This is a genomic window from Rubrivirga marina, assembly GCF_002283365.1.
In the GTDB taxonomy this organism is placed as follows: Bacteria; Bacteroidota; Rhodothermia; order Rhodothermales; family Rubricoccaceae; genus Rubrivirga; species Rubrivirga marina.
This window is the reverse complement of record NZ_MQWD01000001.1, coordinates 2494526-2514947: the sequence shown is the minus strand read 5'-3', so window position 1 is coordinate 2514947 and position 20422 is coordinate 2494526. Positions and strand designations below refer to the sequence as shown.

The following is a 20422-nucleotide window of genomic DNA, read 5'->3' as shown; positions in this document are numbered from 1 at the left end:
GGGGAGAGGGCATCTCCTATTGCCTCCCCTGTCTCGGGGAGCGGGGTGCCGGAGACGGGACTCGAACCCGTACGATGCATGGCATCGGCAGATTTTAAGTCTGCTGCGTCTACCGGTTTCGCCACTCCGGCGGGAGAAGAAAGGTACCTCGCCCGTTCGGGTGATGATGCCCCGGTATCGAGGAGGCGTACGACGCCGATCCCCACACAGCGCCGGGCGTAGACTGGGCGCCCCTCCCCCGCCCCATGCCCGACCGCCTCCGCGCCCACGCCCAGGCCGCCGCCGCCCGCTCGTACGTGCCCTACTCCGGTGCGCCGGCCGGTGCCGCCGTCCTCCTCGACGACGGCCGATGGGTAGCCGCGCCGCGGACCGAGAACGCCTCGTTCCCCCTCACGATCACGGCGCTGCAGGGCGCGCTGTCGCTCGCGGCCCTCGCCGGCCAGACTGCCATCGCCGTCGCGCAGAGCCGGCCGTTCGGCCCCGCGGCGCTCGGCGAAATCACCGATGCCGCGGGCGGCACGTGGCGCCTCGACGACCCCGACCTCGCCGTCGCCGAGGCGGTCGCACTGCCGGTCGTCGGCGAGCCGGTCGGGCTGACGCTCGATGTGGGGCCGCCGCCCGACGCGGCGGCCGGCGTGGCCCTCGCTCTCGACGCCGCGAGCCGGGCCGCGGTGCCCGCCTCGAACTTCCCCGTCGGCGCGGCCGTCGAGGACGAGGCCGGGCGCGTCGTGCTCGGCGCCAACGTCGAGGTCGCCGGCGACTGGACGCGCGGGCTCTGCGCGGAGCGGACGGCGCTCGTCGGCGCGCGCGCGGCCGGGCTCGGGCCGATCCGCCGGCTCTACGTGGCCTGCGCCAAGGCGCCCGGGGGGACGCCCTGCGGCGGCTGCCGGCAGGTCATCGCCGAGCTCGCCCCCGACTGCGCCGTCGTCATCTGGCGGGGCGCCGACGAGCCCGAGATCACGACACCGGCGGCGCTCCTCCCCGGCGCGTTCGACGGCTCGGCCCTCGCCCGGTAGGTCGGTGTTCCGTGCGCCAGTCGTCGGTGCGCCGTTGAGCCGACCCCACCCGCCTCGACGCCGAGGCGGACCCACCGGCACGCTGAGGGCCGACGTACCGACGACTGGCCGACCGGCGCACTGACGACCGCCTCTCTCCGTTTCGCTCGCCTCCTCTCGCTCACACTGTGGATCTCACCTTCGCCGTCTCGCCCGTCGTGCTGGCCGTCAGCGCCGTCGTGGCCGCGGCGTTCGCGTGGTGGAGCTATGGGCGGAGCACGCCGACCGTCTCGGGCGGGCGCCGCGTCGGTCTGGCCGCCCTCCGGTTCGCCGCGCTCTTTTTGGTGCTCGTCCTCCTGTTCGACCCCGTGTGGCGGCGCATCACGCGGACCGGCGAGCCGCCGCTGCTGGCCGTCCTCGTCGACGACAGCGAGAGCCTCCGCCTCGGGGCCGGCCCGCCCGCCGCGGCCGTCCGCCAGGCCGTCGACGGCCTCCCCGACGACGCGGCGCTCCGGTTCTACCGGTTCTCGGGCGACGCCGCGCCGGCCGGCACGGACCTGCCCGGCGACAGCCTCGCCTTCGCCGGCGAGCGGACCGACCTCGCCGCCGCCCTCGCCCGCGTCGAGACGGACTTCGCCGGGCGCAACCTCCGTGGCGTCGTCCTGGTCTCTGACGGGCGCGTGACCGACGGGCGCAACCCGGCGTACCTCGCCGAGCGGTTCTCCGTCCCGATCTACACGGCCGTCGCCGGCGACAGCCTCTCGTCGCGCGACGTGCGGCTGGAGCGGGCCGTGACGAACGACGTGGCGCGCGTGGGGAGCCCGCTCCCGATCCAGGCCGGCGTCCGGGCGACCGGCTTCAGCGGCGAGTCGGCGGCGGTGACCGTCGCCTCGAATGGCCGCATCATCACGCGCGAGACGATCACCGTGCCGGGCGACGGCGCCGAGGCGACGGCCGACCTCACGATCACGCCGACGGCGCCCGGCGTGTACCGCTACACCGTGACCGTCGGGCCGCTGGCGGGCGAGGCGACGACGCGCAACAACAGCCGGACGCTCACGGTCCGCGTGCTCGACGACGACCGCCGCGTCCTGATGGTGTCCGCAGGGCCGAGCCCCGACCTCGCCGCCCTCCGCGCCGTCCTCGACGCCGACGACTCCGTGGACCTCACGGTCCGCACGCAGCGGTCGCCGGGCCAGTTCTACGAGGGCGCGCTTCCCGACGCGCTCGGCGGCTACGACCTCCTCGTGCTCGCCGGCTACCCGGGCGCCGCCGCCGACCCCGGCCAGGCCCAGCGGCTCGCCGAGGCCGTCGCGGGCGGCCTCCCGGCTCTTTTTGTCATGACGACCGGGACCGACCTCGCCCGCCTCGGGCGGACGTTCGGCGACGTGCTGCCGGTCGCGCCCGACGCCGTCCGCGGCGGCGGCGTCGAGGTCCAGCTCGCCCCGACGGCCGCCGGCGAGGCGCACCCAGTCCTCGACGGGCTCGGCGTGCCGCCCGACCGCCTCGGCGCCCTCCCCCCCATCGCCGCCTCGCCGACGCGCTGGGCGCTCCAGCCCGGCGGCCGCGTGCTCGCGACCGTCCGCCGCGGCGGGACCGTGCTCGACGCGCCGCTCCTCGCGCTCCGCCAGAACGGCGACGTCCGCTCGGCGGCCCTCCTCGGCGCCGGCTCGTGGCGCTGGCGGACGCTCCCCGACGACCTCGACGACCTCCGCGGGGCCTACGCCGGCCTCGTCGACCGGCTCGTCCGCTGGACGACGGCCACGCGCGACCGCCGGCCCGTCCGCGTCCGCCCCGACCGGGCGCTCTTCGGCGAGCGCGACCGGGTCACGTTCACGGGCCAGGTCTACGGCGAGGCCCTCGCGCCCATCGACGACGCCCGCCTCGAGCTGACCGTCCGCACGCCGAGCGGCGGCGTCGAGCGCGCGACGATGCGCCCGCTCGGCAACGGCCGCTACGTCGCCGACCTCGGCGTCCGCCCGCCCGGCTCGTACGCGTTCACGGCCGAGGCCACCCGCGGCGGCGCCCGCCTCGGGAGCGACCGCGGCACGTTCGGCGTCGGGAGGCTGGCGGCCGAGTTCCGCGAGCCGGGGGCCGACCCGGCGCTCATGCGGCAGGTCGCGCTCCGCTCCGGCGGCGCCGTCGTCGGGCTCGACTCGCTCGGCCAGTTCGTCCGCGGCCTCCGCGAAGCGGGCGCCCTCGAAGACCGCCCGCTCGTGCGCGAAGACGAGACGCCGCTCCTCGACTTCTGGTGGCTCCTTGTCGTGGCCCTCGCGCTGCTGACCGTCGAGTGGGTCTGGCGCAAGCGGGTCGGGATGGTCTGACGCACGGGCACTCGACGCGCTGGCTTACGGATCGGCGTCGCCCGACGCCGATCCGAACTGGCGCGACGCGTGGAACACGGTCAGAACCTCGACCCGCTCCTCGTCCGACAACATCATGTAGACGATGCGGTAGTTGCGATGGATCACCTCGCGCATGCTGTCGTCACCGATCTCAGGCACGACGCGGCCGGACTCGGGAAATGTCCCAAGCCGGTCCGTCGCACGCAGGAGTCTTCGGACGAGGGCTTCCGCATAGCCCGGCGACGTCAGGGCGTGGTAGTCGCCGATCGCCTCCAGGTCTGCATATGCCCTCGGAGTCCAGACTACGTCCGCCATGCCCCCATCTTCGCCTCGAGCCGGCGTCGGACCTCCTCGTGAGGGATCGTCTCACCCCGCGCCGCCTGGTTCAGTCCCTCCTCAATCCGACTGAGGAAGAGCAACCGCTCGATGGCGTCTTCGACGGTCGCGTCCTCCGGCAGGCTCTGAATGGCTGCGACGATCTTGCTCTTGGGGATGGAGGGCGTCATGAGACGTTGGGACGGAGGCACCGATGCCGTTTACGATACCGCCAGCGGGTGGTTCAGCGCCGGCTCCGGAGTCACTCCCCCAGCTCCGCCTCGACGCGCTGGCGGAGGCTCCGGGCATCGTCCCGCATCGCGCGGCGGACGGTCAGGAGGTTCCGCTTGGCGTTGGCCAGTTCGAAGGCGTCCTGCAGCGCCTCGCCGTCGCCGAGGAACGCGGCAGCGTCGAATGGGAACGGGACGTCGAGGCCGGCGAGGTCGGCCTCGGGGACGCCCATCTGGGTGAGGAACGTGTCGAGCACGGCCGGTTCGTAGAGCGTCAGCGCGCTCTCCGTGGGGTCGATGTGGCGGCGCATCCGGCGCTCGGCGCCGGCCCAGACGCGGTCGAACTGCTCGTGGTCGTAGAGCCGGCCGCGCGTGGTCTCGAGGTAGGCCGTGACGGCCGTGCGGAGCGAGTCGTCGCGGATGAGGGCGAGGTCGCCGGTGGCCACGAGCGCCTCGGCCGTGCCGAGGACGGGGCGGACCGACGAGGTCCAGAGCGAGCGCTCCGCCCAGGCGAGGAGCGAGTCGCGCGGCGGCGGCGGGGCCTCGTAGAAGGCGAGCCAGAGGAGGCTGCCGGCGCGGTCCACCGGGCGGAGGTAGGCGTCGGCCTGGGTCGCGGCGGCCTCGGTCTCGCGGAGGTCGGCGGCGAGCTGGCGGAGGTAGGCCCGCTCGGTCTCGGCGTCCTGGCGCCCCTGCCACCACGCGCCGACGCCGAGCGCGACGAGGACGCCGGTCACGACGACCAGGAACTCGGCGCCGAACCACTTCACGCCGCGCCGCCAGTCCCACCGCCTCGGCGACGAGGCGGGCGGGGTCGGGGTCTCGGGCGCGGTCATGCGCCGAAGCTACGGGCGACGCCGGACAGAGGGGCAGCGGGCTACACGGCCACGCGGAGCACGGTGCCCGGAGCGACCGACCCGACCCGTGCTTTCACCTCCGGCACTAGCGGCGCGAGATCCTCGAAGCGGTTGCTTCTGGCCTCCATCAGCACGATCCCGATCTCGTACCGGCTCAGGTTCTGTTGGTGCGGGATACCCTGGTCCGTCGTGATGAACACATCGAACTCCGCCGACGCGGTGGTGAGTAGCCTCCCGTTCGTCAGCCCGCTCCAGCCGCACTGCGGGACCGTCCACGCGTCGACCTCGGGCGCGAACAACCGGATAAGCGCCCTCGGTATGTTCTCGTCCAACAGCGCTCTCACGCCGCCTCGGCCTCGTGCAGCGTCATCTCGAGGTAGCCGACCGTCTGCTCACGGCTGACCGAGGGGAAGTCATCCAGGAACTTGTCGATGCTGTCGCCGGCCGCGAGATGCTGGATCAGGATCTCGACGGGCACGCGGGTCCCGGCGAAGACGAGGGCGCCGTTCATGACCTCGGGGTCGCGGGTAACGATCTGCTGGCGGTCCATGAGAGCGGGAGGTGCCGTTCATTGCAACGACCTGCCGTCGCGTTCGGTTGCCGATGTGCAGCGAGCGACGGTGGGCCGAGAGAGTTCGGCTTGACGAAATCTCCCGCCCAATCCCTCCGCCTCGGGCCCGAGGCGGGCGGGGTCGGGGTCTCGGGCGCGGTCATGCGCCGACGCTTTGGGCGGCGGTGGACCGAGGACCGTTAGCGCTTTTAGGGACTACTCCGCCCTATCAACTCTTACCACCAGCCCGTGCCCCATGTTGTAAGACTCGCGGGTAAGCGCCACCGTCCCATACTCCATGTTGAAGGTGTCGGACTGGCCCCGATCAATCGCGGCGGAGAGTCCGTCAGGCATCGGGAGATTGAGCCGCTCGAAGAGGGTCTGGGTCAACTCCTGAAAGCGAGACACTACCGGGCCTGCCTGTTGCTCGTTGAAGATGCTCGCCGTCAAACTGAACAGGTCCACGCGGTCTGCCGTGTCAGACTCGGCGTAGTACTCAATCACGTTCGGGACGTCACCGACGTAGTTGTAGCCGCCCGGCGTCACTTCGAGGTCGTCCGCGACGCAGGAATACTTGGTGTCGCCCTCAAACCGCTTCCAAGTAGGCGAGAGCGCAGGTGGAAGCCCCTCGTCCTCCAATGCGAGGCACAGACGTTCAGGTTCAGCGAAGGCCGAGTGCCCCACCTCCGCCGCAGAGGTTTCCGTTTCGGAAGGCTCGGACATCGGCGCTTTCGGGGCTGGCACCTGATCGTCCGGCGAGGCACAGCTGACAAAAACCGCGAACATCATCGCGGCAACGAGTGCTAGATACTTTATGTGAGGAGAGGCCATATAAGCAGCAATTCGGCGGCGGGGCAGGTCACTACGTCTAGTGATCCGTCACCAGATCTGACGACAGTCACCGAATGTAGTGACTCGCTCCATCCCGTGAGCGACCACGAGCCGGCGCGGGGCGCCTGGACCTACTCCCCCACCCCGCGCCCGATCCGCTCCCACCGCGGGCGCCCCGCCTCGTCGTCCCACGAGAAGTACACCCCGACGGCCTTCCCGATGACGTGGTCGAACGGGACGAACCCCCACGTCCGGCTGTCGGCCGAGTCGTCGCGGCTGTCGCCGAGGACGAAGTAGTAGTCCTGCCCGAACGTGTACGTCTCCGCCGGGCGGCCGTCGATCAAAAACCCCGTCGCCGTCCGCTCGACGGTGTGGCCCTCGAACCGCTCGATGACCGTCCGCACGACCGGCCACGAGGCGTCGTCGAGGCGGACCGTCGCGCCCCGCGCGGGCACCACGACCGGGCCGTACTCGTCGAGGCTGAACCGGTTGGCGGCCGGGAACGCCGCGCTCCCGTCGCCGCCCGGGCGGACGTACGGCTGGAGCGACTCGACGCCCTCCGAGAACCCGAGCCGCTCGGCTTGGCGCTCGGTCGCCGAGGCCACCCACCGGCCCGGCCCCGCCCGCTGAACGCGGCCTCCCAGCCCGAGCGCCTCCAACGAGTCGGCCGGCGGGATCCGCCCCTCGAAGGCCCAGAGGCGCCGGCCACGGCGCGGCGTCGGCACGGCCTCGCCGCCTACGTAGGGCGTCTTCCCGCGGATCGAGAGCGTGTCGCCCGGGAGTCCCACGACGCGCTTGATGTAGGGCGTCCGCCGCCCGATCTCCGGGTCGAGGCTCGGCGGGTAGTTGAACACCATGACGTCGCCGCGGTCGGGGTCGTCGAGGCCCGGGAGCCGCTCGCCGAGCACGCGCGGGCCGTAGTGGACCTTCGAGATCAGCACGAAGTCGCCCACGAGGAGCGTGTCCTCCATCGACGTCGACGGGATCCGGTAGGCCGCGAACCCGAGCACGCGGAGGACGAGCGCGAAGAGGACGGCGCCCCCGACCACGCGGACCCAGCCGCCGAGCGACGCGGCGCTCGTCGGCGACGGGGCGGTCTCGACGGTCGGGGCGGCGGCGTCCATGGGCGCCTCCAACGGCTCGGCCGTGCCGGTCGTCTCCCCGAGGCCGTCCGCCTCGGGGGGCCGGGGCGCGTCGTCGGACGGCGGCTCCACTACGGGATCGGCCGGAAGAACCGCGACGGCCGCACGAACGGGAACTCGCCCTTGAAGGAGAGGAACGTGAACACGGCCTTCCCGATGAGGTGCGAGTGCGGCACGAAGCCCCAGTACCGGCTGTCGACCGAGTTGTCTCGCGCGTCGCCCATCGCCATGTAGTAGTCCTGCTCGAACGTGTAGGTGTCGGCCGGGGCACCGTCTAGGAGAACGCCGCCGTCGGGCCCGCGCTCCAGGCGGCGGCCCTCGTGGCGCGCGATCGCCTCGCCGTAGATCGGGAGCGTCGTGTCGTCGAGCCGGATGGTCATGCCGGCGGCCGGGACCACGCGCGGCGGGACGTGGTCGGGGTTCGCGCCGTAGGTCTGGTCCACGACGTCCTCGCGGAGGATGAACGGCTCGACGCGGTCGACGAGGGGGTCGGCCGTGAGGGCCTCGACCTCGGGCGGCGTGGCGAACACGTCGAACGCGCGCCCCCCGCCCTCCGCCTGCCGGTCGCTGCCGACGAGCAGGTCGATCCCCATCTCCTCGAGCTGGCGGACGTTGGGCCGCGTGTCGCCCCGCGCGTACGCCGTCCAGCGCTGCTTCATGGTGGGCGCCAGCGGCATCGGCGTCCCGTTGACGTGGAGGACCTTGTCGAACACCGCGAGGGTGTCGCCCGGGAGCGCCATGAGCCGCTTGATGTAGGGCGCCCGTCGCTCGATCGGGACGGTCGACGGGATCGTCCCCCGCTCGACGTCGACCGAGGCCGGGTAGTTGAACACGACGACGTCGCCGCGGTCGGGCTCGGTAAAGCCCGGCAGCCGGACCTGCGGGAAGCGGAGGCCCGGCAGGTAAATCTGCGTCACCGGGATCCCGATCGTCTCGGGCGTCCGCGGCCCCCAGTGGAGCTTCGAGACGATGAGGAAGTCGCCCACGAGGAGCGTGTCCTCCATGGACTCCGACGGGATCCGGTACGGCTCGCCGATGAACGCCCGGATGAGGAGGATGGCCGCGATGGCCTTGACCCAGTACCACACGTTCTCGCGGAACGTCGGCTTGGGGGGCCGCTCGGAGCGTCGGGCGCTGCGGGACGAACGGGAGCGGTCGGGCGTCGGCACGGGCTGGGGGGAAACCGGGAAGCTAGGCGCGGGGCGCAGTACGGGGGGCGCGGGCGGAGTTGCGGGCGACGCGCCGGGCGGCCCCACGCCTACGCGCTAGCGGTGGATGATCCAGCGGTCGGTAGGCGGCTGGCGGCTCCACCGAGGCGGGCGGACCTCGACGGTGAACCGCTCGACGCCGTTGTAGCCGGTCCGGTACCACGCCTGGCGCTCGTACGAGTGGTAGTAGTCGAGCCACGGGTCGGGCCGGCGGGCGGCCTCGAGGCGGGCCGAGAGGTCGGCCTTGATCGGGCGGAGGAGCCCCGCGTAGCGCTCGTCGCTGGCCACCAAGAGCCCGTGCCCGAACGGCCCGTCGACGTCGAGCGCGAGGAGCGGGATCGAGTCGTTGACGACGAACCAGTACTCGAACTGGACGAACTCGGAGCCGCCGTAGCCGTGGCGCTCGCGGGCGTCGCCGTTGCGCGTCGGGTCGCCGAAGGCGGCCTGGAGGCGACCCCGCAGGAGGTCCGTCGCCGCCGTGTCGACGAGGAGCCGGGGGCCGGGGATCGCCGCCTGCCAGTACGTCTCGCCGAACTGCTCGACGAAGCTCTGCTGCGCGCCAGGCTCGACCTTCCGCCACCGCAGCGACGCCATCTGCGCGAGGCGGATGAGGCTGTCGGCCTTGGCGTCCTCGGCGCGGCGGACGCTGTCGCGCTCGGCCTGACGCGCGGCCTCGACGGCCAGGAACGCCCGCGTCCACCGGTCGACCTCGCCGAGCTCGGCGAGGGGCCTCGCCGCCAGCCGCGCCCCGCGCTCGGCCACGACCTCCGCCGCCCGCGCCGCCCGCCGCTGCTCGCGGAGGAGCTGCACCACGTTCTGCGCCTGGGCGTGGGGCGTGAGGAACTGGGACATGGCCACGACGCAGAGGAAGAGCCACCGCCCCGCCGAGACGCACCATCTGCCACGTGCCATTTGCCGAGTCCCCATGTCCCTCCCCCCTACTCCATCGAGAGGACGGCGAGGAACGCCTCCTGAGGCACTTCCACGGCGCCGACCTGCTTCATCCGCTTTTTCCCCTCCTTCTGCTTCTCGAGGAGCTTCCGCTTGCGGGAGATGTCGCCGCCGTAGCACTTGGCGGTCACGTCCTTGCGGAGCGCCTTGACCGTCTCGCGCGCGATGACCTTGTTGCCGAGGGCCGCCTGGATGGCGACGTCGAACAGCTGGCGCGGGATGAGCTCGCGGAGCTTCTGGGACAGCTTCCGCCCCATGTCGTACGCCTTCTCGCGGTGGACGATCGTCGAGAGCGCGTCGACCGTGTCGCCGTTGAGCATCACGTCGAGCTTGACCAGCTTCGAGGCCCGCTCCTCGATGAACTCGTAGTCGAACGACGCGTAGCCGCGGCTCAGCGACTTCAGCTTGTCGTAGAAGTCGAACACGATCTCCGCGAGGGGCAGCTCGTACTTCAGGTTCACGCGGTCGGTCGTGAGGTACTCCTGCGTGACGTAGGTCCCGCGGCGGTCCTGGCACAGCCCCATCAACGCGCCGACGTACTCGGTCGGCGTGATGATCTCGGCCTTGACGTAGGGCTCGCGGATCTCCTTGATCGAGCCCGGGTCCGGCATGTCGGACGGGTTCTCGACCTCGGTGTGGTTGTCGTCGGTCAGCTCGACGGTGTACCGCACGTTCGGCATCGTCGTCACGATGTCGAGGCCGAACTCGCGGTCGAGCCGCTCCTGGACCACCTCCATGTGGAGCATCCCCAGGAAGCCCACGCGGAACCCGAAGCCGAGCGCGGCGCTCGTCTCGGGCTCGTACGTGAGCGCGGCGTCGTTGAGCTGGAGCTTTTCGAGCGCGGCGCGGAGGTCCTCGAAGTCGTTCGAGTCGGTCGGGTAGATGCCCGAGAACACCATCGGCTTGACGTCGCGGTAGCCCGGGAGCTGCTCGCTCGCCCCCCGACGCTGGTGCGTCACGGTGTCACCGACGCGCGTGTCGGCCACGTCCTTGACGGAGCCGATGACGTAGCCGACCTCGCCGGGCCCGAGCTCCTGGACGGGCGCCATCTTGAGCTTGAGGTGCCCGATCTCCTCCGCGTTGTAGCGGGCGTGGGTCGCCATGAACTCGATCGCGTCGCCCTTGCGGAGCGTCCCCTCCTTGACGCGGACGTAGACGACGGAGCCGCGGTACGTGTCGAACGTCGAGTCGAAGATGAGCGCCTGGAGCGGCGCCTTGGGGTCGCCCGTCGGCGGCGGCACGCGCTCGACGATGCGCTCCAGCACCTTGTCGACGCCGACGCCCGTCTTGGCGCTCACGTGGAGCACGTCGTCGGGGTCGCCGCCGATGAGGTCGGTGATCGACTGGGCTACCAGCTCCGGCTGCGCGCTCGGGAGGTCGACCTTGTTGAGGACCGGGATGATCTCGAGGTCCTGGCCGATGGCGAGGTAGAGGTTCGAGATCGTCTGCGCCTCGATCCCCTGTGCCGCGTCGACGACCAGGATGGCCCCCTCGCAGGCGTTCAGCGCGCGCGACACCTCGTAGGTGAAGTCGACGTGACCGGGCGTGTCGATCAGGTTGAGCACGTACTTCTCCCCGTCGGGCGCCGTGTACGGCATCCGGATGGCGTGGCTCTTGATCGTGATGCCGCGCTCGCGCTCGAGGTCCATCGAGTCGAGGACCTGGGCCTGCATCTCGCGGCTGGTCAGCGTGCCGGTCGCCTCGAGGAGGCGGTCCGCCAGCGTCGACTTGCCGTGGTCGATGTGGGCGATGATGCAGAAGTTGCGGATGCGGCTCTGGTCCACGAGCGGTCGGTGCGCGGTGCGGCTGGGGGCGTCGGTTTCGGTCAACGCTGAAACTAGCGCCCGCCGTGCCACCGCCCCCCGAAATCCGCGTGAGCGTGTGCCCGCCTCGGCGACGCGCCGAGGCGGGTGGGCGCGGGGCCGCGCCTCTTCACCCGTCCTTGACGCTCTCCCCCCGGGCGGCGATCTTCGCGTCGCACACGCCCCGCACACCCGTGCCCGACGTCCTGCCCGCCCTCGCCCCCGACGTGCTCGTACGTGGCGACGGCGCCCCCGCGGCCATCTGCCTCCAGTGCGCCACGCCGCTCGTCGGCGCGTACTGCCACGCCTGCGGCCAGCACGAGTCCGTCGCCGACCGGCTCACATTCCGCTCGCTCTGGCGCGACTTCCGCAAGCGCCGGCTCAACCTCGACCGCGGCCTCTTCCGGACGCTCCTCGACGTGGTCCGCCGGCCGGGTGCCGTGGCCGACGCGTTCGTCGAGGGCCGGCGCCAGACGTACACCCACCCCATCACGCTCCTGTTCGTGGTGTACGCCGTGTACGCGCTGCTCCTCTCCGTCATCGGAGACCGGGTGGACGGGATGATGATGGACCAGTTCGAGCGCCAACTCGCCGCTCGCCCCGTCGACGACGCCGAGTTGGCGGCCTTTATGGACGCGTATCTCGACGGCGTGATCGAGGCGTTCCACCTGTTCTACACCTACGGCGCGTACTTCGCGGTCTTCATGATCCTCCCGTTCGCGCTCGCGTGCCGCTGGCTCCTGGGCGACCGCGGCCGGACCCTGGCCGAGTGCGCGGTCCTCGGCGCGTACATCGAGGTCGCCGTCGTCCTCCCGTCGATGCTCGTGTTCACGCCGCTCTCGGCGGCGCTCGGCAACCAGTGGATCGGGTCGGCCGGGCTCCTGCTCTACGTCGGGTACGCCGCCTGGAGCGCACGGGGCTTCTTCGACCGCCGCCTGTCGACGGCCGCGCTCTCCGCGTTCTCGATGGTCCTCGCCCTCGTCGTCTATTTCGGCGCCGTCATCGGCGGGTCGATCCTCTACGGCGCCGTGGTCGCGATCCAGGCGATGGGGTGACCGGGGCGCCCGCCGTCGGCGGCTCAGTCCTCCTCCCGCTGCTGGCGGATCCCCCGCGACACGCCGACGGCCAGGAGGACGAGGCCCGCGGCCATCAACGCCCCCGACAGCGGCGGCCGCCACGCGCCCATCCCCCGCCCCAGCGCCCACGTCACGACGTTCACGACGCCGAGGCCGATCCCGCCCGCGAGCAGCGACAGTCCGAGCCGGTCGAGTCGGGTCACGGGGCGGTCCGCCTCGACGGGTCGGTCGGGACGGTCGCCGAGGCGGGCCTGGACACCCTACACATCGAGGTCGTCGACGTGGGCGGCGTTGGCCATGATGAACTCGAACCGGGCGCTGGCGTCGCGGCCCATGAGGTCCGTGATGGCGCTCTCGGTCTCGAGGAGCGAGCCCTCCGGGATCGAGACCTGGAGGAGCCGGCGCTTGTCCGGGTCGAGCGTCGTCTCGTTGAGCGTCTGGGGCATCATCTCGCCGAGCCCCTTGAACCGCTGGACCTCGACGTTGGCGCGCGGGCTCTTCTTCTTGATCCGCCGGATGATCTTTTCCCGGTCCGCCTCGTCGAGCGCCCAGTACGTCTCCTTCGCCGCGTCGACGCGGAAGAGCGGCGGCTGGGCGACGTACACGTAGCCGCCGTCGATGAGCGGCTTCATGTAGCGGTAGAGGAACGTGAGGAGGAGGGTCGCGATGTGGAGGCCGTCGGCGTCGGCGTCCATCAGGAGGATGACCTTGCCGTAGCGGAGGTTCGAGAGGTCGAGGTCCTCGCCGAGCCCGCAGCCGAGGGCGTCCACGATGTTCGAGAGCTCCTTGTTGCCCAACACCTTCGACTTCGTCGCCTGCTCGGCGTTGAGGACCTTGCCTCGCAGCGGGAGGATCGCCTGTGTCTTCCGGTTCCGGCCCTGCTTCGCCGAGCCGCCGGCCGAGTCGCCCTCGACGATGAACAGCTCGGACTCCTCGGGGTCCGTGCTCGAGCAGTCGGCCAGCTTGCCGGGCAGGTTGAGCCGGTGGCTGACGGCGCTCTTGCGGCGGACGTTCTTGGCGGCCGCGCGGCTCGCCTGCCGCGCCTTCGCCGCCTGGATGATCCGTGCGACGATGGCCTCGGCCGTCGACGGGTGCGCGTTGAGGTACTGCTCGAACTCGGTCCGGAACGCGCCCGACACGGCCGAGCGGGCCTCCGGGTTGTTCAGCTTCTCCTTTGTCTGCCCCTGGAACTGCGGGTCGACGTGGTACAGGTTGACGACGGCGACGAGGCCCTCGCGGATGTCGTCGGCCGTGATCTCGAGCTTCTTCTGGCCGAGGTCGTGCGTGTCGATGTAGTTCCGGATCGCCTTCGTGACGCCGTCCTTGAGCCCCTGCTCGTGCGTCCCGCCGTCGCGCGTCGGGATGCCGTTGACGAAGCTGGTGATCGACTCGCGCGGGGCCTCGGTCCAGACCATGCAGAGCTCGGTCCGGAGCCCGTCCTCCAACTCGTCCTGGCGGACCACGAACGGGTCCGGATGGATCCGCCGGGTCTCCGCCTCCGCCACGAGGTGGTCGAGGTACTCGACGATGCCGCCCTCGTGGTGGAACTCGACGCGCTCACCGGTCGCCTCGTTCTTGAACACGATCCGGAGGGCGCCGTTGAGGTACGTCTTGACCTCGAGGTTCTCCTTGATCGTGTCCGCATCGAGGTCCGTCTTGTCGAAGATCTCCTCGTCCGGCGTGAACGTGATCGTTGTGCCCGTCCCGCGGACGTTCGAGCGGAGCTTCTTGAGCTTCGTCGTCGGGACGCCGCGGGCGTAGCGCTGCTCGTAGAGCGCCCCGTCCCGCTTGACCTGCGCCACGAGCTCGGACGAGAGCGCGTTGACGACCGACGAGCCGACGCCGTGGAGCCCGCCCGAGGTCACGTAGCTCGACCCGTCGAACTTGCCGCCCGCGTGGAGCGTGGTGAGGATCACCTGGAGCGCCGGCACCTTCTTGGTCGGGTGCTTGTCGACCGGGATCCCGCGGCCGTTGTCACTGACGGTCACCGTCGAGCCGTCCTTGTGGAGCGTGACCTCGATCTGCGTGGCGTACCCGTTCGTGGCCTCGTCGACCGCGTTGTCGACGATCTCCCACACGAGGTGGTGGAGCCCGGACTTGCCGGTGCCGCCGATGTACATGCCGGGGCGCTTCCGGACGGGCTCCAGGCCTTCGAGGACCTGGATGTCGGCGCCGGTGTAAGTCTTGACCTCTGCCATATCAACGTTGGGGGGACGTCTTTGGCCGAAGGTACGCGGGGCCCGGTGACACCGCACCGACAGTGGATCGAGGGCCACCCTTCCCGCCTCGATGGGAGATTCGACCACCCCGGAGGCGTAGCCCCGGCCCCACCCTCGCCGCCATGGAGTCCGCCCCCACCCACTCCCCGTCCGGTCCGGACGGCCGACCGACCGCCCTCGTTACGGGATCGAACGGCGGCCTGGGCCTGGCCCTCGCGAAACAGCTCGCCGCCGACGGCTGGCGCGTGCTCCTCCACGGCCGCGACCCCGACAAGCTCGCCCGAGCCCGTGCCACCCTCGCCGTCGACGGTCCGCACGCCGCGTTTCGGGGCGACCTCTCGACGCCCGACGGCGCGCGCGACCTGGCCCGGCGCGTCGCCGAGGCGGCCGGCCGGCTCGACGTCCTCATCCACAACGCCGGGACGCTCCAGCCCGAACGCCGGATGACGGAGGGAGGCGTCGAGTTGACGATGGCGCTGAACGCGCTCGCCCCGTTCGTCCTCACCGAGGCGCTCCACCCGCTCCTCCTCCGGACGGCGGAGACGTACGGCGGCGCGCGCGTCGTCACGGTGTCGAGCGAGGCCCAGAGCCGCCGGTTCTCGTCCGCCACCCCCGACGCCCTCGCCGAGACGTTCCGCTACGCGGACGGGCGCTACTCCCCCATCAAGGCGTACGGCCGCTCGAAGCTGGCCGCGACCGTCTGGACGCTGGAGCTCGCGCGGCGCCTCGACGGCACCGGCGTCACGGCCAACGCCTGCCATCCGGGCGTCGTGAGGACGGGCATCTTCATGGGGCTAGGCGGCCTGAGCGGCCTGTTCGCGCAGCTCTTCTCTCTCCTCTACCTCCCGCCGTCGGTCGGCGCGCGGTGCCCGTTCGTGCTCGCGACCGCGCCCGAGTACGGCGAGCGGACGGGCCGCTGGCTCACCCGCAGCCACGTCCGCCGCCCCCACGAGGCCGACCCACCCGCCGCCGCGCGCGCCCCCACGGTCGGCGCCGCCGTGTGGGACGCGCTCTCCCGACTGGCGGGCTAGCCCACCGGCTCCGGGTCCAGCGGCACCGACGCCGTGACGGTCGTGCCCGCCTCGGTGTCCAGGTCGAGGGACCCGCCGAGGCCGGCGGCCCGGTCGCGCATCGTCGACATCCCGAAGCCGGACGGTGCGCCGTCGCCGGCGACGGGCACGGGCGTCCGGAATGTCCCGTCGTCGGTGACCACGAGATCGACCCGCCCCCCGCAGACGACCACGCGGACCGACACGGCCGTCCCGCCGCTGTGCTTGACCGCGTTCTGAACGGCCTCCTGCCCGATCCGGTAGAGCTGGAGCGCGTGGGCCGCCGGGAGCGCCGCGTACCGGTCGCCCTCGGCGTGGACGGCCGCGTGCATCCCGGCCCGCCGCGCCCGCGCCTCGGCGAACCGCCGGAGCTGGGCCGCCAGCCCCTCGACCGTGATCTCGGCCGTGTGGAGCGCCCAGACGGTCTCGCGGAGCTGCTGGAGCGCCTCGCGGGCGTCGGCCTCGACCTCCTCGAGCGTGACGGGTGGGGCGTCGTCATCGGAGGATCGGCGGGCCAGCTTGGCCAGCTCGACGCCGGCCAGCAGCGACGACAGCTGCGCGCCGACCGAGTCGTGGAGGTCGCGGCTGATCCTCGTCCGCTCGGCTTGGCGCTCGGCCTCGACGAGGCGGGCCTGCGTCTCGTGGAGCGTCTGGAGCGTGGCCTGGAGCTCCGCGTTCGCGCGCCCGAGCCGCCGCTCCGACTCGAACCCCTGGTACACCCGCCGATAGAGGACGCGGTCCACCATGATCACGAGGACCACCGTCAGGACGTAGGGCGCGACCCACTCGACGACGACGGGTGGCGGGGTCCCGTGGACCAACGCCCCGGCCAGCGCAGCGGGAGCCGCGAGCGCGTAGGCTCCGACCATCCACCGCGACGGCGGGTGGAGCAAGAACGCCAGCATCAGGAGCAGGAACGAGAACATCGGGTAGGACGGCCCATTCTGCACGAACCACACGCCGAACCAAGCCGTCAGCGCGATGCCGAGCACGCCGAACCCGCTGGCGAGCCTCGTGTCCGGCGCTCGCCCCGCCGGCGTCCGGCGGTCGATCCAGAGGAACGCCCCGAGCGTCACGATCGTGGCGAAACGCCAGACGAGGATCCCGACGTGGTAGGTCGGATCCTCGGCCCAGAGCCCCGCCTCGTACGGCACCCAGTGGTCGATGTAGAGGGCCGGGAACGCGGAGACGACCCCGACCCAGGCCACGACGCGGGCCCGCCGCCGCGACAGCGCTGCGAGGTCGCCCGCGACCGCGTCGGTGACGGGCGTCGGGCCGTTGGGGTGGACGGCGAACGCCGAGCGGAGCCGGCGGAGGAGCGAGGGCATGGGACGGAGGAGACCGGCCCGAACCTAGCGCGTTCGCGCCTCCAGAGACGCCTTTCTGCCATGCCTGCCCTCCCCGAGCCCGGCGCCATGCCGGCCGCCTTCGCCAACGCCTGGACCGCCCGTGACGCCGACGCCCTCGCCGACCTGTTCGAGCCCGACGCCGCGTTCGTCAACGTCGTCGGGCTCTGGTGGCACGACCGCGAGGCCATCCGCCGGGCCCACGCCTACGGCCTCGCCGAGATCTTCCCCGACTCGACGCTCTCCGTCGGCCGGACCGAAGAGAAGCGACTCGCCGAGACGGTCGCCCTCGTCCAGGCGCGCGTCCGGCTCGACGGGCAGAGCCCGGGCGGCGGCGTCGACCGGCCGGGCGCGCGGCACACCGTGTTCTCGTTCGTCATGCGCCGCCACGCCGACGGCTGGCGGTGCGCGGCGGCCCACAACACGGACGTCGTGCCGGGCACCGAGACGCACGTCCGCGACGCGAGCGGCGCCCTCCGCCCGGCCGACTACCGCGACGGCTAGCCCGAGGCGGGGAGATCCCCGAGTCGGCCCGCCTCGGGACCGACGCGGGACCGGCCGGGTTCGAGCCGAGCCCCTCTCCTCCCCTGCCATGTCCGCCTCCGACTTTCTCCAGCAGCACGTCGCCGCCGTCGCCGCGGCCGACCTCGACGCCGTCCTCGCCCTCTACGCTGACGACGCGGCCCTCGTCTCGTTCGAGTGGGCCGCCGAGGGGGCCGAAGCCGTCCGCCAGCGGTTCACGGACTTTTTCGACTTCCACGGCGAGATCGAGGGCGTCGAGGTCGTGTACCAGCAGACGACCGGCGACAGCGCGTTCGCGATGTACGCGGTGACCGGCGAGCGCGGGACGTTTCGTATCGTCAACGCGTTCGTGCTCGACGGCGACGCCTGCACGCGCCACTTCTCGAACGAGGTCGGCGCCGAGCTCGACCGCGACGAGGTCGAGGCCGACGCCTGACCGACTCCGCCCGCCTCGACGTCGAGGCGGGCGGGAGCGCCACGCTGCGCTCCGTTCCGAGTCTGTCCAAGACGTACGCGTGCCCGCCTCGGCGGCTCTCCTGAGCGGAGCCGGAGGCGGGCACGCGCATCCTGCCGCGGAGGCGCCGGGCTAGGCCCGGTCGAACCGGTCGGCGTTCATCACCTTCGTCCACGCCGTCACGAAGTCGCGGGCGAACGTCCCCGCCATGTCGTCCTGGGCGTAGACCTCGGCGAGCGCGCGGAGCTGCGAGTTCGACCCGAACACGAGGTCGACGCGCGTGGCGGTCCACCTGGTCTCGCCCGTGCTCCGGTCGCGGCCCTCGAACTCGAGGGCGTCGTCGGACGTCGGGACCCACTCCGTGCTCATGTCGAGCAGGTTGCGGAAGACGTCGTTCGTGAGCTGGCCCGGGCGGTCCGTGAGGACCCCGTGCTTGGTGCCCTGGTAGTTCGCGTCGAGCGCGCGGAGGCCGCCGACGAGGACGGTCATCTCGGGCGCCGAGAGCGCGAGGAGTTGGGCCCGGTCCACGAGGAGCGCCTCGGTCGGGACGGCGACGTCCCCGTGGAGGTAGTTGCGGAACCCGTCGGCCTTGGGCTCGAGCGGCTCGAACGACTCGGCGTCGGTCTGCTCGGGCGTCGCGTCGGCGCGGCCCGGCGTGAACGGGACCGAGAGGTCGTGGCCGGCGTCGCGCGCGGCCTTCTCGACGGCGGCGGCCCCGCCGAGCACGATGAGGTCCGCCAGCGAGATCCGCTTGCCGTCGCTCTGGGCGTCGTTGAAGTTGCCCTGGATCTCTTCGAGGGCGTCGAGCACGCGCCCGAGGCGCTCGGGGTCGTTGGCCTCCCAACTCCGCTGCGGCTCCAAGCGAATCCGCGCGCCGTTCGCGCCGCCGCGCTTGTCGGAGTTGCGGAACGAGGCGGCCGAGGCCCACGCCACGAACACGAGGTCCGAGACCGAGAGGTCGGTCGCGAGGATCGCCGTCTTGAGGTCGTCCACGTCGTCGGCGTCGACGAGCGGGTGGTCGACGGCCGGGAGCGGGTCCTGCCAGATGAAGTCCTCCTCGGGGACCTCCGGGCCGAGGTACCGCGCCTTCGGTCCCATGTCGCGGTGCGTCAGCTTGAACCAGGCGCGGGCGAAGGCGTCGGCGAAGGCGTCGGGGTTGGCGCGGAAGCGCTCGGAGATCTCCTGGTAGGCCGGGTCCACCTTGAGGGCGATGTCGGCCGTCGTCATCATGGTCGGGACGCGCTTCGAGGCGTCGTGGGCGTCGGGCGCCGTGTTGCTCTCGTCGAGGTCGGTGGGCTCCCACTGCCACGCGCCGGCCGGGCTCTTGACGAGCTCGTACTCGTTGTCGAGGAGCATGTCCCAGTAGGTCATGTCCCACGTGATGGGCGTGGGCGTCCACGGGCCCTCGATGCCGCTCGTGATGGTGTGGCCGGCCTTCCCGCTCTCGAACCCGCTCGTCCAGCCGAGCCCCTGCTCGTGGATCTCGGCGCCCTCGGGCTCGGCCCCGATGAGCGACGCGTCGCCGGCGCCGTGGCTCTTGCCGAACGTGTGACCGCCGGCCACGAGCGCGACGGTCTCCTCGTCGTTCATGGCCATCCGCCCGAACGTCTCGCGGATGTCGTGGGCCGACCGCGCGGGGTCGGGCTCGCCGTCGGGGCCCTCGGGGTTGACGTAGATGAGGCCCATCTGGACCGCCGCCAGCGGGTTGTCGAGCGCGCGGCCCTCCTTGTACCGGCTGTTGGGCTTGTCGGAGGTGGCGAGCCACTCCTCCTCGGTGCCCCAGTAGACGTCGGCCTCGGGCTCGAACACGTCCTCCCGGCCGCCACCGAAGCCGGCCGTCTCGAAGCCCATCGACTCCAGCGCGACGTTGCCCGTCAGGACGAGGAGGTCGGCCCAGGAGATGGCGTTGCCATACTTCTGCTTGATCGGCCAGAGCAGGCGGCGGGCCTTGTCGAGGTTGGCGTTGTCGGGCCACGAGTTGAGCGGGGCGAACCGCTGGGTCCCGCTCGACGAGCCGCCGCGACCGTCGCCGACGCGGTACGTCCCGGCGGCGTGCCACGCCATCCGGATAAAGAACGGCCCGTAGTGGCCGTAGTCGGCGGGCCACCACTCCTGCGAGTCCGTCATCAGGTCCCGGAGGTCCTGCTTGAGGGCGTCGTAGTCGAGGCTCAGGAAGGCCGACGTGTAGTCGAAGTCCTCGCTGAGCGGGTTGCCGAGCGGGCTGTTCTGGTGGAGGACCGAGAGGTCGAGCCGGTTCGGCCACCAGTCGCGGTTCGAACGGCCCGAGCCGGGCGTGTAACCGAACGGGCATTTCCCGGTCGAGGGCGCGTCGGTCGGGGGCGCGCCGTGGGTGGACGTCGAGGGGCTGTCGGAGGGGGTCGTCGGGTAGGCCATCAGAAGGGGGCGGTGGAACTGTCTGTCGTGACGACGAAAATAGGCCCACCTCGGATCCGGCTCGGCCCGATCGTCCACGCCGCGCCCCGCTTCGCCGGCTCTTTGCCCGCCTCGGCGTCGTCACCGAGGCGGGCGGGGT

At 71.9% G+C, this 20422-nt stretch carries 20 protein-coding genes and 1 tRNA gene; 6 read left to right on the top strand and 15 right to left on the bottom strand.

Translation table 11 applies throughout. The features are described 5' to 3' along the window. Positions 1-46: 46 nt before the first annotated feature. Positions 47-131 (bottom strand) — tRNA-Leu (locus BSZ37_RS10315). Positions 132-245: 114 nt separating this feature from the next. On the opposite strand from BSZ37_RS10315, the gene BSZ37_RS10310 reads away from it, so the two are divergent. Together BSZ37_RS10310 and BSZ37_RS10305 are read left to right on the top strand one after the other, a co-directional pair. Continuing rightward, complete coding sequence (locus BSZ37_RS10310; protein ID WP_095510471.1) at positions 246-1016, top strand: cytidine deaminase; 771 nt, start codon at positions 246-248, stop codon at positions 1014-1016. Positions 1017-1183: 167 nt separating this feature from the next. Next, on the top strand, positions 1184-3319 hold the full coding sequence (locus tag BSZ37_RS10305; RefSeq protein ID WP_095510470.1) for a hypothetical protein: 2136 nt from the start codon (positions 1184-1186) through the stop codon (positions 3317-3319). A gap of 24 nt (positions 3320-3343) precedes the next feature. On the opposite strand, the gene BSZ37_RS10300 is transcribed toward BSZ37_RS10305, so the two are convergent. The 10 genes from BSZ37_RS10300 to lepA all read right to left on the bottom strand — a co-directional run bounded on the left by BSZ37_RS10300 (position 3344) and on the right by lepA (position 11205). Further along, the gene (locus tag BSZ37_RS10300; protein WP_095510469.1) at positions 3344-3655 is read right to left on the bottom strand and encodes a type II toxin-antitoxin system RelE/ParE family toxin; all 312 of its coding nucleotides are present in this window, start codon (positions 3653-3655) and stop codon (positions 3344-3346) included. Next, the gene (locus BSZ37_RS10295) at positions 3643-3846 is read right to left on the bottom strand and encodes a hypothetical protein (RefSeq protein ID WP_095510468.1); all 204 of its coding nucleotides are present in this window, start codon (positions 3844-3846) and stop codon (positions 3643-3645) included. Before BSZ37_RS10295 ends, BSZ37_RS10300 begins: the two co-directional genes overlap by 13 nt. 71 nt (positions 3847-3917) lie before the next feature. Next, on the bottom strand, positions 3918-4718 hold the full coding sequence (locus BSZ37_RS10290) for a hypothetical protein (protein ID WP_095510467.1): 801 nt from the start codon (positions 4716-4718) through the stop codon (positions 3918-3920). Positions 4719-4759: 41 nt separating this feature from the next. After that, positions 4760-5083 carry a DUF5615 family PIN-like protein gene (locus tag BSZ37_RS10285; protein ID WP_095510466.1) on the bottom strand — a complete coding sequence of 108 codons (324 nt, stop codon included), beginning with the start codon at positions 5081-5083 and terminating at the stop codon, positions 4760-4762. Continuing rightward, the gene (locus BSZ37_RS10280) at positions 5080-5289 is read right to left on the bottom strand and encodes a DUF433 domain-containing protein (protein WP_095510465.1); all 210 of its coding nucleotides are present in this window, start codon (positions 5287-5289) and stop codon (positions 5080-5082) included. The genes BSZ37_RS10285 and BSZ37_RS10280 overlap by 4 nt, the downstream gene beginning before the upstream one ends. Positions 5290-5505: 216 nt before the next feature. After that, positions 5506-6120, bottom strand: coding sequence for a DUF6030 family protein (locus BSZ37_RS10275; protein ID WP_143537622.1), 615 nt, complete (start codon positions 6118-6120; stop codon positions 5506-5508). Positions 6121-6251: 131 nt separating this feature from the next. After that, positions 6252-7334, bottom strand: a complete 1083-nt coding sequence (gene lepB, locus BSZ37_RS10270; RefSeq protein ID WP_095510463.1) for a signal peptidase I — start codon at positions 7332-7334, stop codon at positions 6252-6254. Then, positions 7334-8431 carry a signal peptidase I gene (gene lepB, locus BSZ37_RS10265; RefSeq protein ID WP_179299564.1) on the bottom strand — a complete coding sequence of 366 codons (1098 nt, stop codon included), beginning with the start codon at positions 8429-8431 and terminating at the stop codon, positions 7334-7336. The genes lepB (BSZ37_RS10270) and lepB (BSZ37_RS10265) overlap by 1 nt, the downstream gene beginning before the upstream one ends. A 96-nt stretch (positions 8432-8527) precedes the next feature. Further along, positions 8528-9322, bottom strand: coding sequence for a hypothetical protein (locus BSZ37_RS10260; protein WP_095510461.1), 795 nt, complete (start codon positions 9320-9322; stop codon positions 8528-8530). Between the two features lie 86 nt (positions 9323-9408). Next, positions 9409-11205, bottom strand: a complete 1797-nt coding sequence (lepA, locus tag BSZ37_RS10255) for a translation elongation factor 4 (RefSeq protein WP_095512362.1) — start codon at positions 11203-11205, stop codon at positions 9409-9411. A 212-nt stretch (positions 11206-11417) separates the two neighbouring features. On the opposite strand from lepA, the gene BSZ37_RS10250 reads away from it, so the two are divergent. Continuing rightward, positions 11418-12278, top strand: a complete 861-nt coding sequence (locus BSZ37_RS10250; RefSeq protein ID WP_179299563.1) for a DUF3667 domain-containing protein — start codon at positions 11418-11420, stop codon at positions 12276-12278. 23 nt (positions 12279-12301) lie between these two features. Here BSZ37_RS10250 and BSZ37_RS10245 read toward each other — a convergent pair whose 3' ends face one another. Beyond that, positions 12302-12502, bottom strand: coding sequence for a hypothetical protein (locus BSZ37_RS10245; protein WP_095510459.1), 201 nt, complete (start codon positions 12500-12502; stop codon positions 12302-12304). A gap of 57 nt (positions 12503-12559) precedes the next feature. After that, complete coding sequence (locus tag BSZ37_RS10240) at positions 12560-14497, bottom strand: DNA gyrase/topoisomerase IV subunit B (RefSeq protein ID WP_095510458.1); 1938 nt, start codon at positions 14495-14497, stop codon at positions 12560-12562. A gap of 143 nt (positions 14498-14640) precedes the next feature. Between BSZ37_RS10240 and BSZ37_RS10235 the strand changes: the two genes are divergently transcribed. Then, on the top strand, positions 14641-15549 hold the full coding sequence (locus BSZ37_RS10235; RefSeq protein ID WP_095510457.1) for an SDR family NAD(P)-dependent oxidoreductase: 909 nt from the start codon (positions 14641-14643) through the stop codon (positions 15547-15549). Here BSZ37_RS10235 and BSZ37_RS10230 read toward each other — a convergent pair. Beyond that, on the bottom strand, positions 15546-16895 hold the full coding sequence (locus BSZ37_RS10230) for a sensor histidine kinase (protein ID WP_095510456.1): 1350 nt from the start codon (positions 16893-16895) through the stop codon (positions 15546-15548). The two genes, BSZ37_RS10235 and BSZ37_RS10230, sit on opposite strands and share 4 nt — an antisense overlap. A gap of 60 nt (positions 16896-16955) precedes the next feature. Here BSZ37_RS10230 and BSZ37_RS10225 point away from each other — a divergent pair, with 60 nt between their 5' ends. Both BSZ37_RS10225 and BSZ37_RS10220 read left to right on the top strand, forming a co-directional pair. After that, a complete protein-coding gene (locus BSZ37_RS10225) occupies positions 16956-17417 on the top strand; it encodes a YybH family protein (RefSeq protein WP_095510455.1) in 462 nt (153 codons plus the stop codon). A gap of 88 nt (positions 17418-17505) precedes the next feature. Continuing rightward, positions 17506-17871 carry a nuclear transport factor 2 family protein gene (locus BSZ37_RS10220; protein ID WP_095510454.1) on the top strand — a complete coding sequence of 122 codons (366 nt, stop codon included), beginning with the start codon at positions 17506-17508 and terminating at the stop codon, positions 17869-17871. Positions 17872-18021: 150 nt separating this feature from the next. On the opposite strand, the gene katG is transcribed toward BSZ37_RS10220, so the two are convergent. Further along, the gene (katG, locus tag BSZ37_RS10215; RefSeq protein WP_095510453.1) at positions 18022-20283 is read right to left on the bottom strand and encodes a catalase/peroxidase HPI; all 2262 of its coding nucleotides are present in this window, start codon (positions 20281-20283) and stop codon (positions 18022-18024) included. Positions 20284-20422 lie beyond the last annotated feature (139 nt).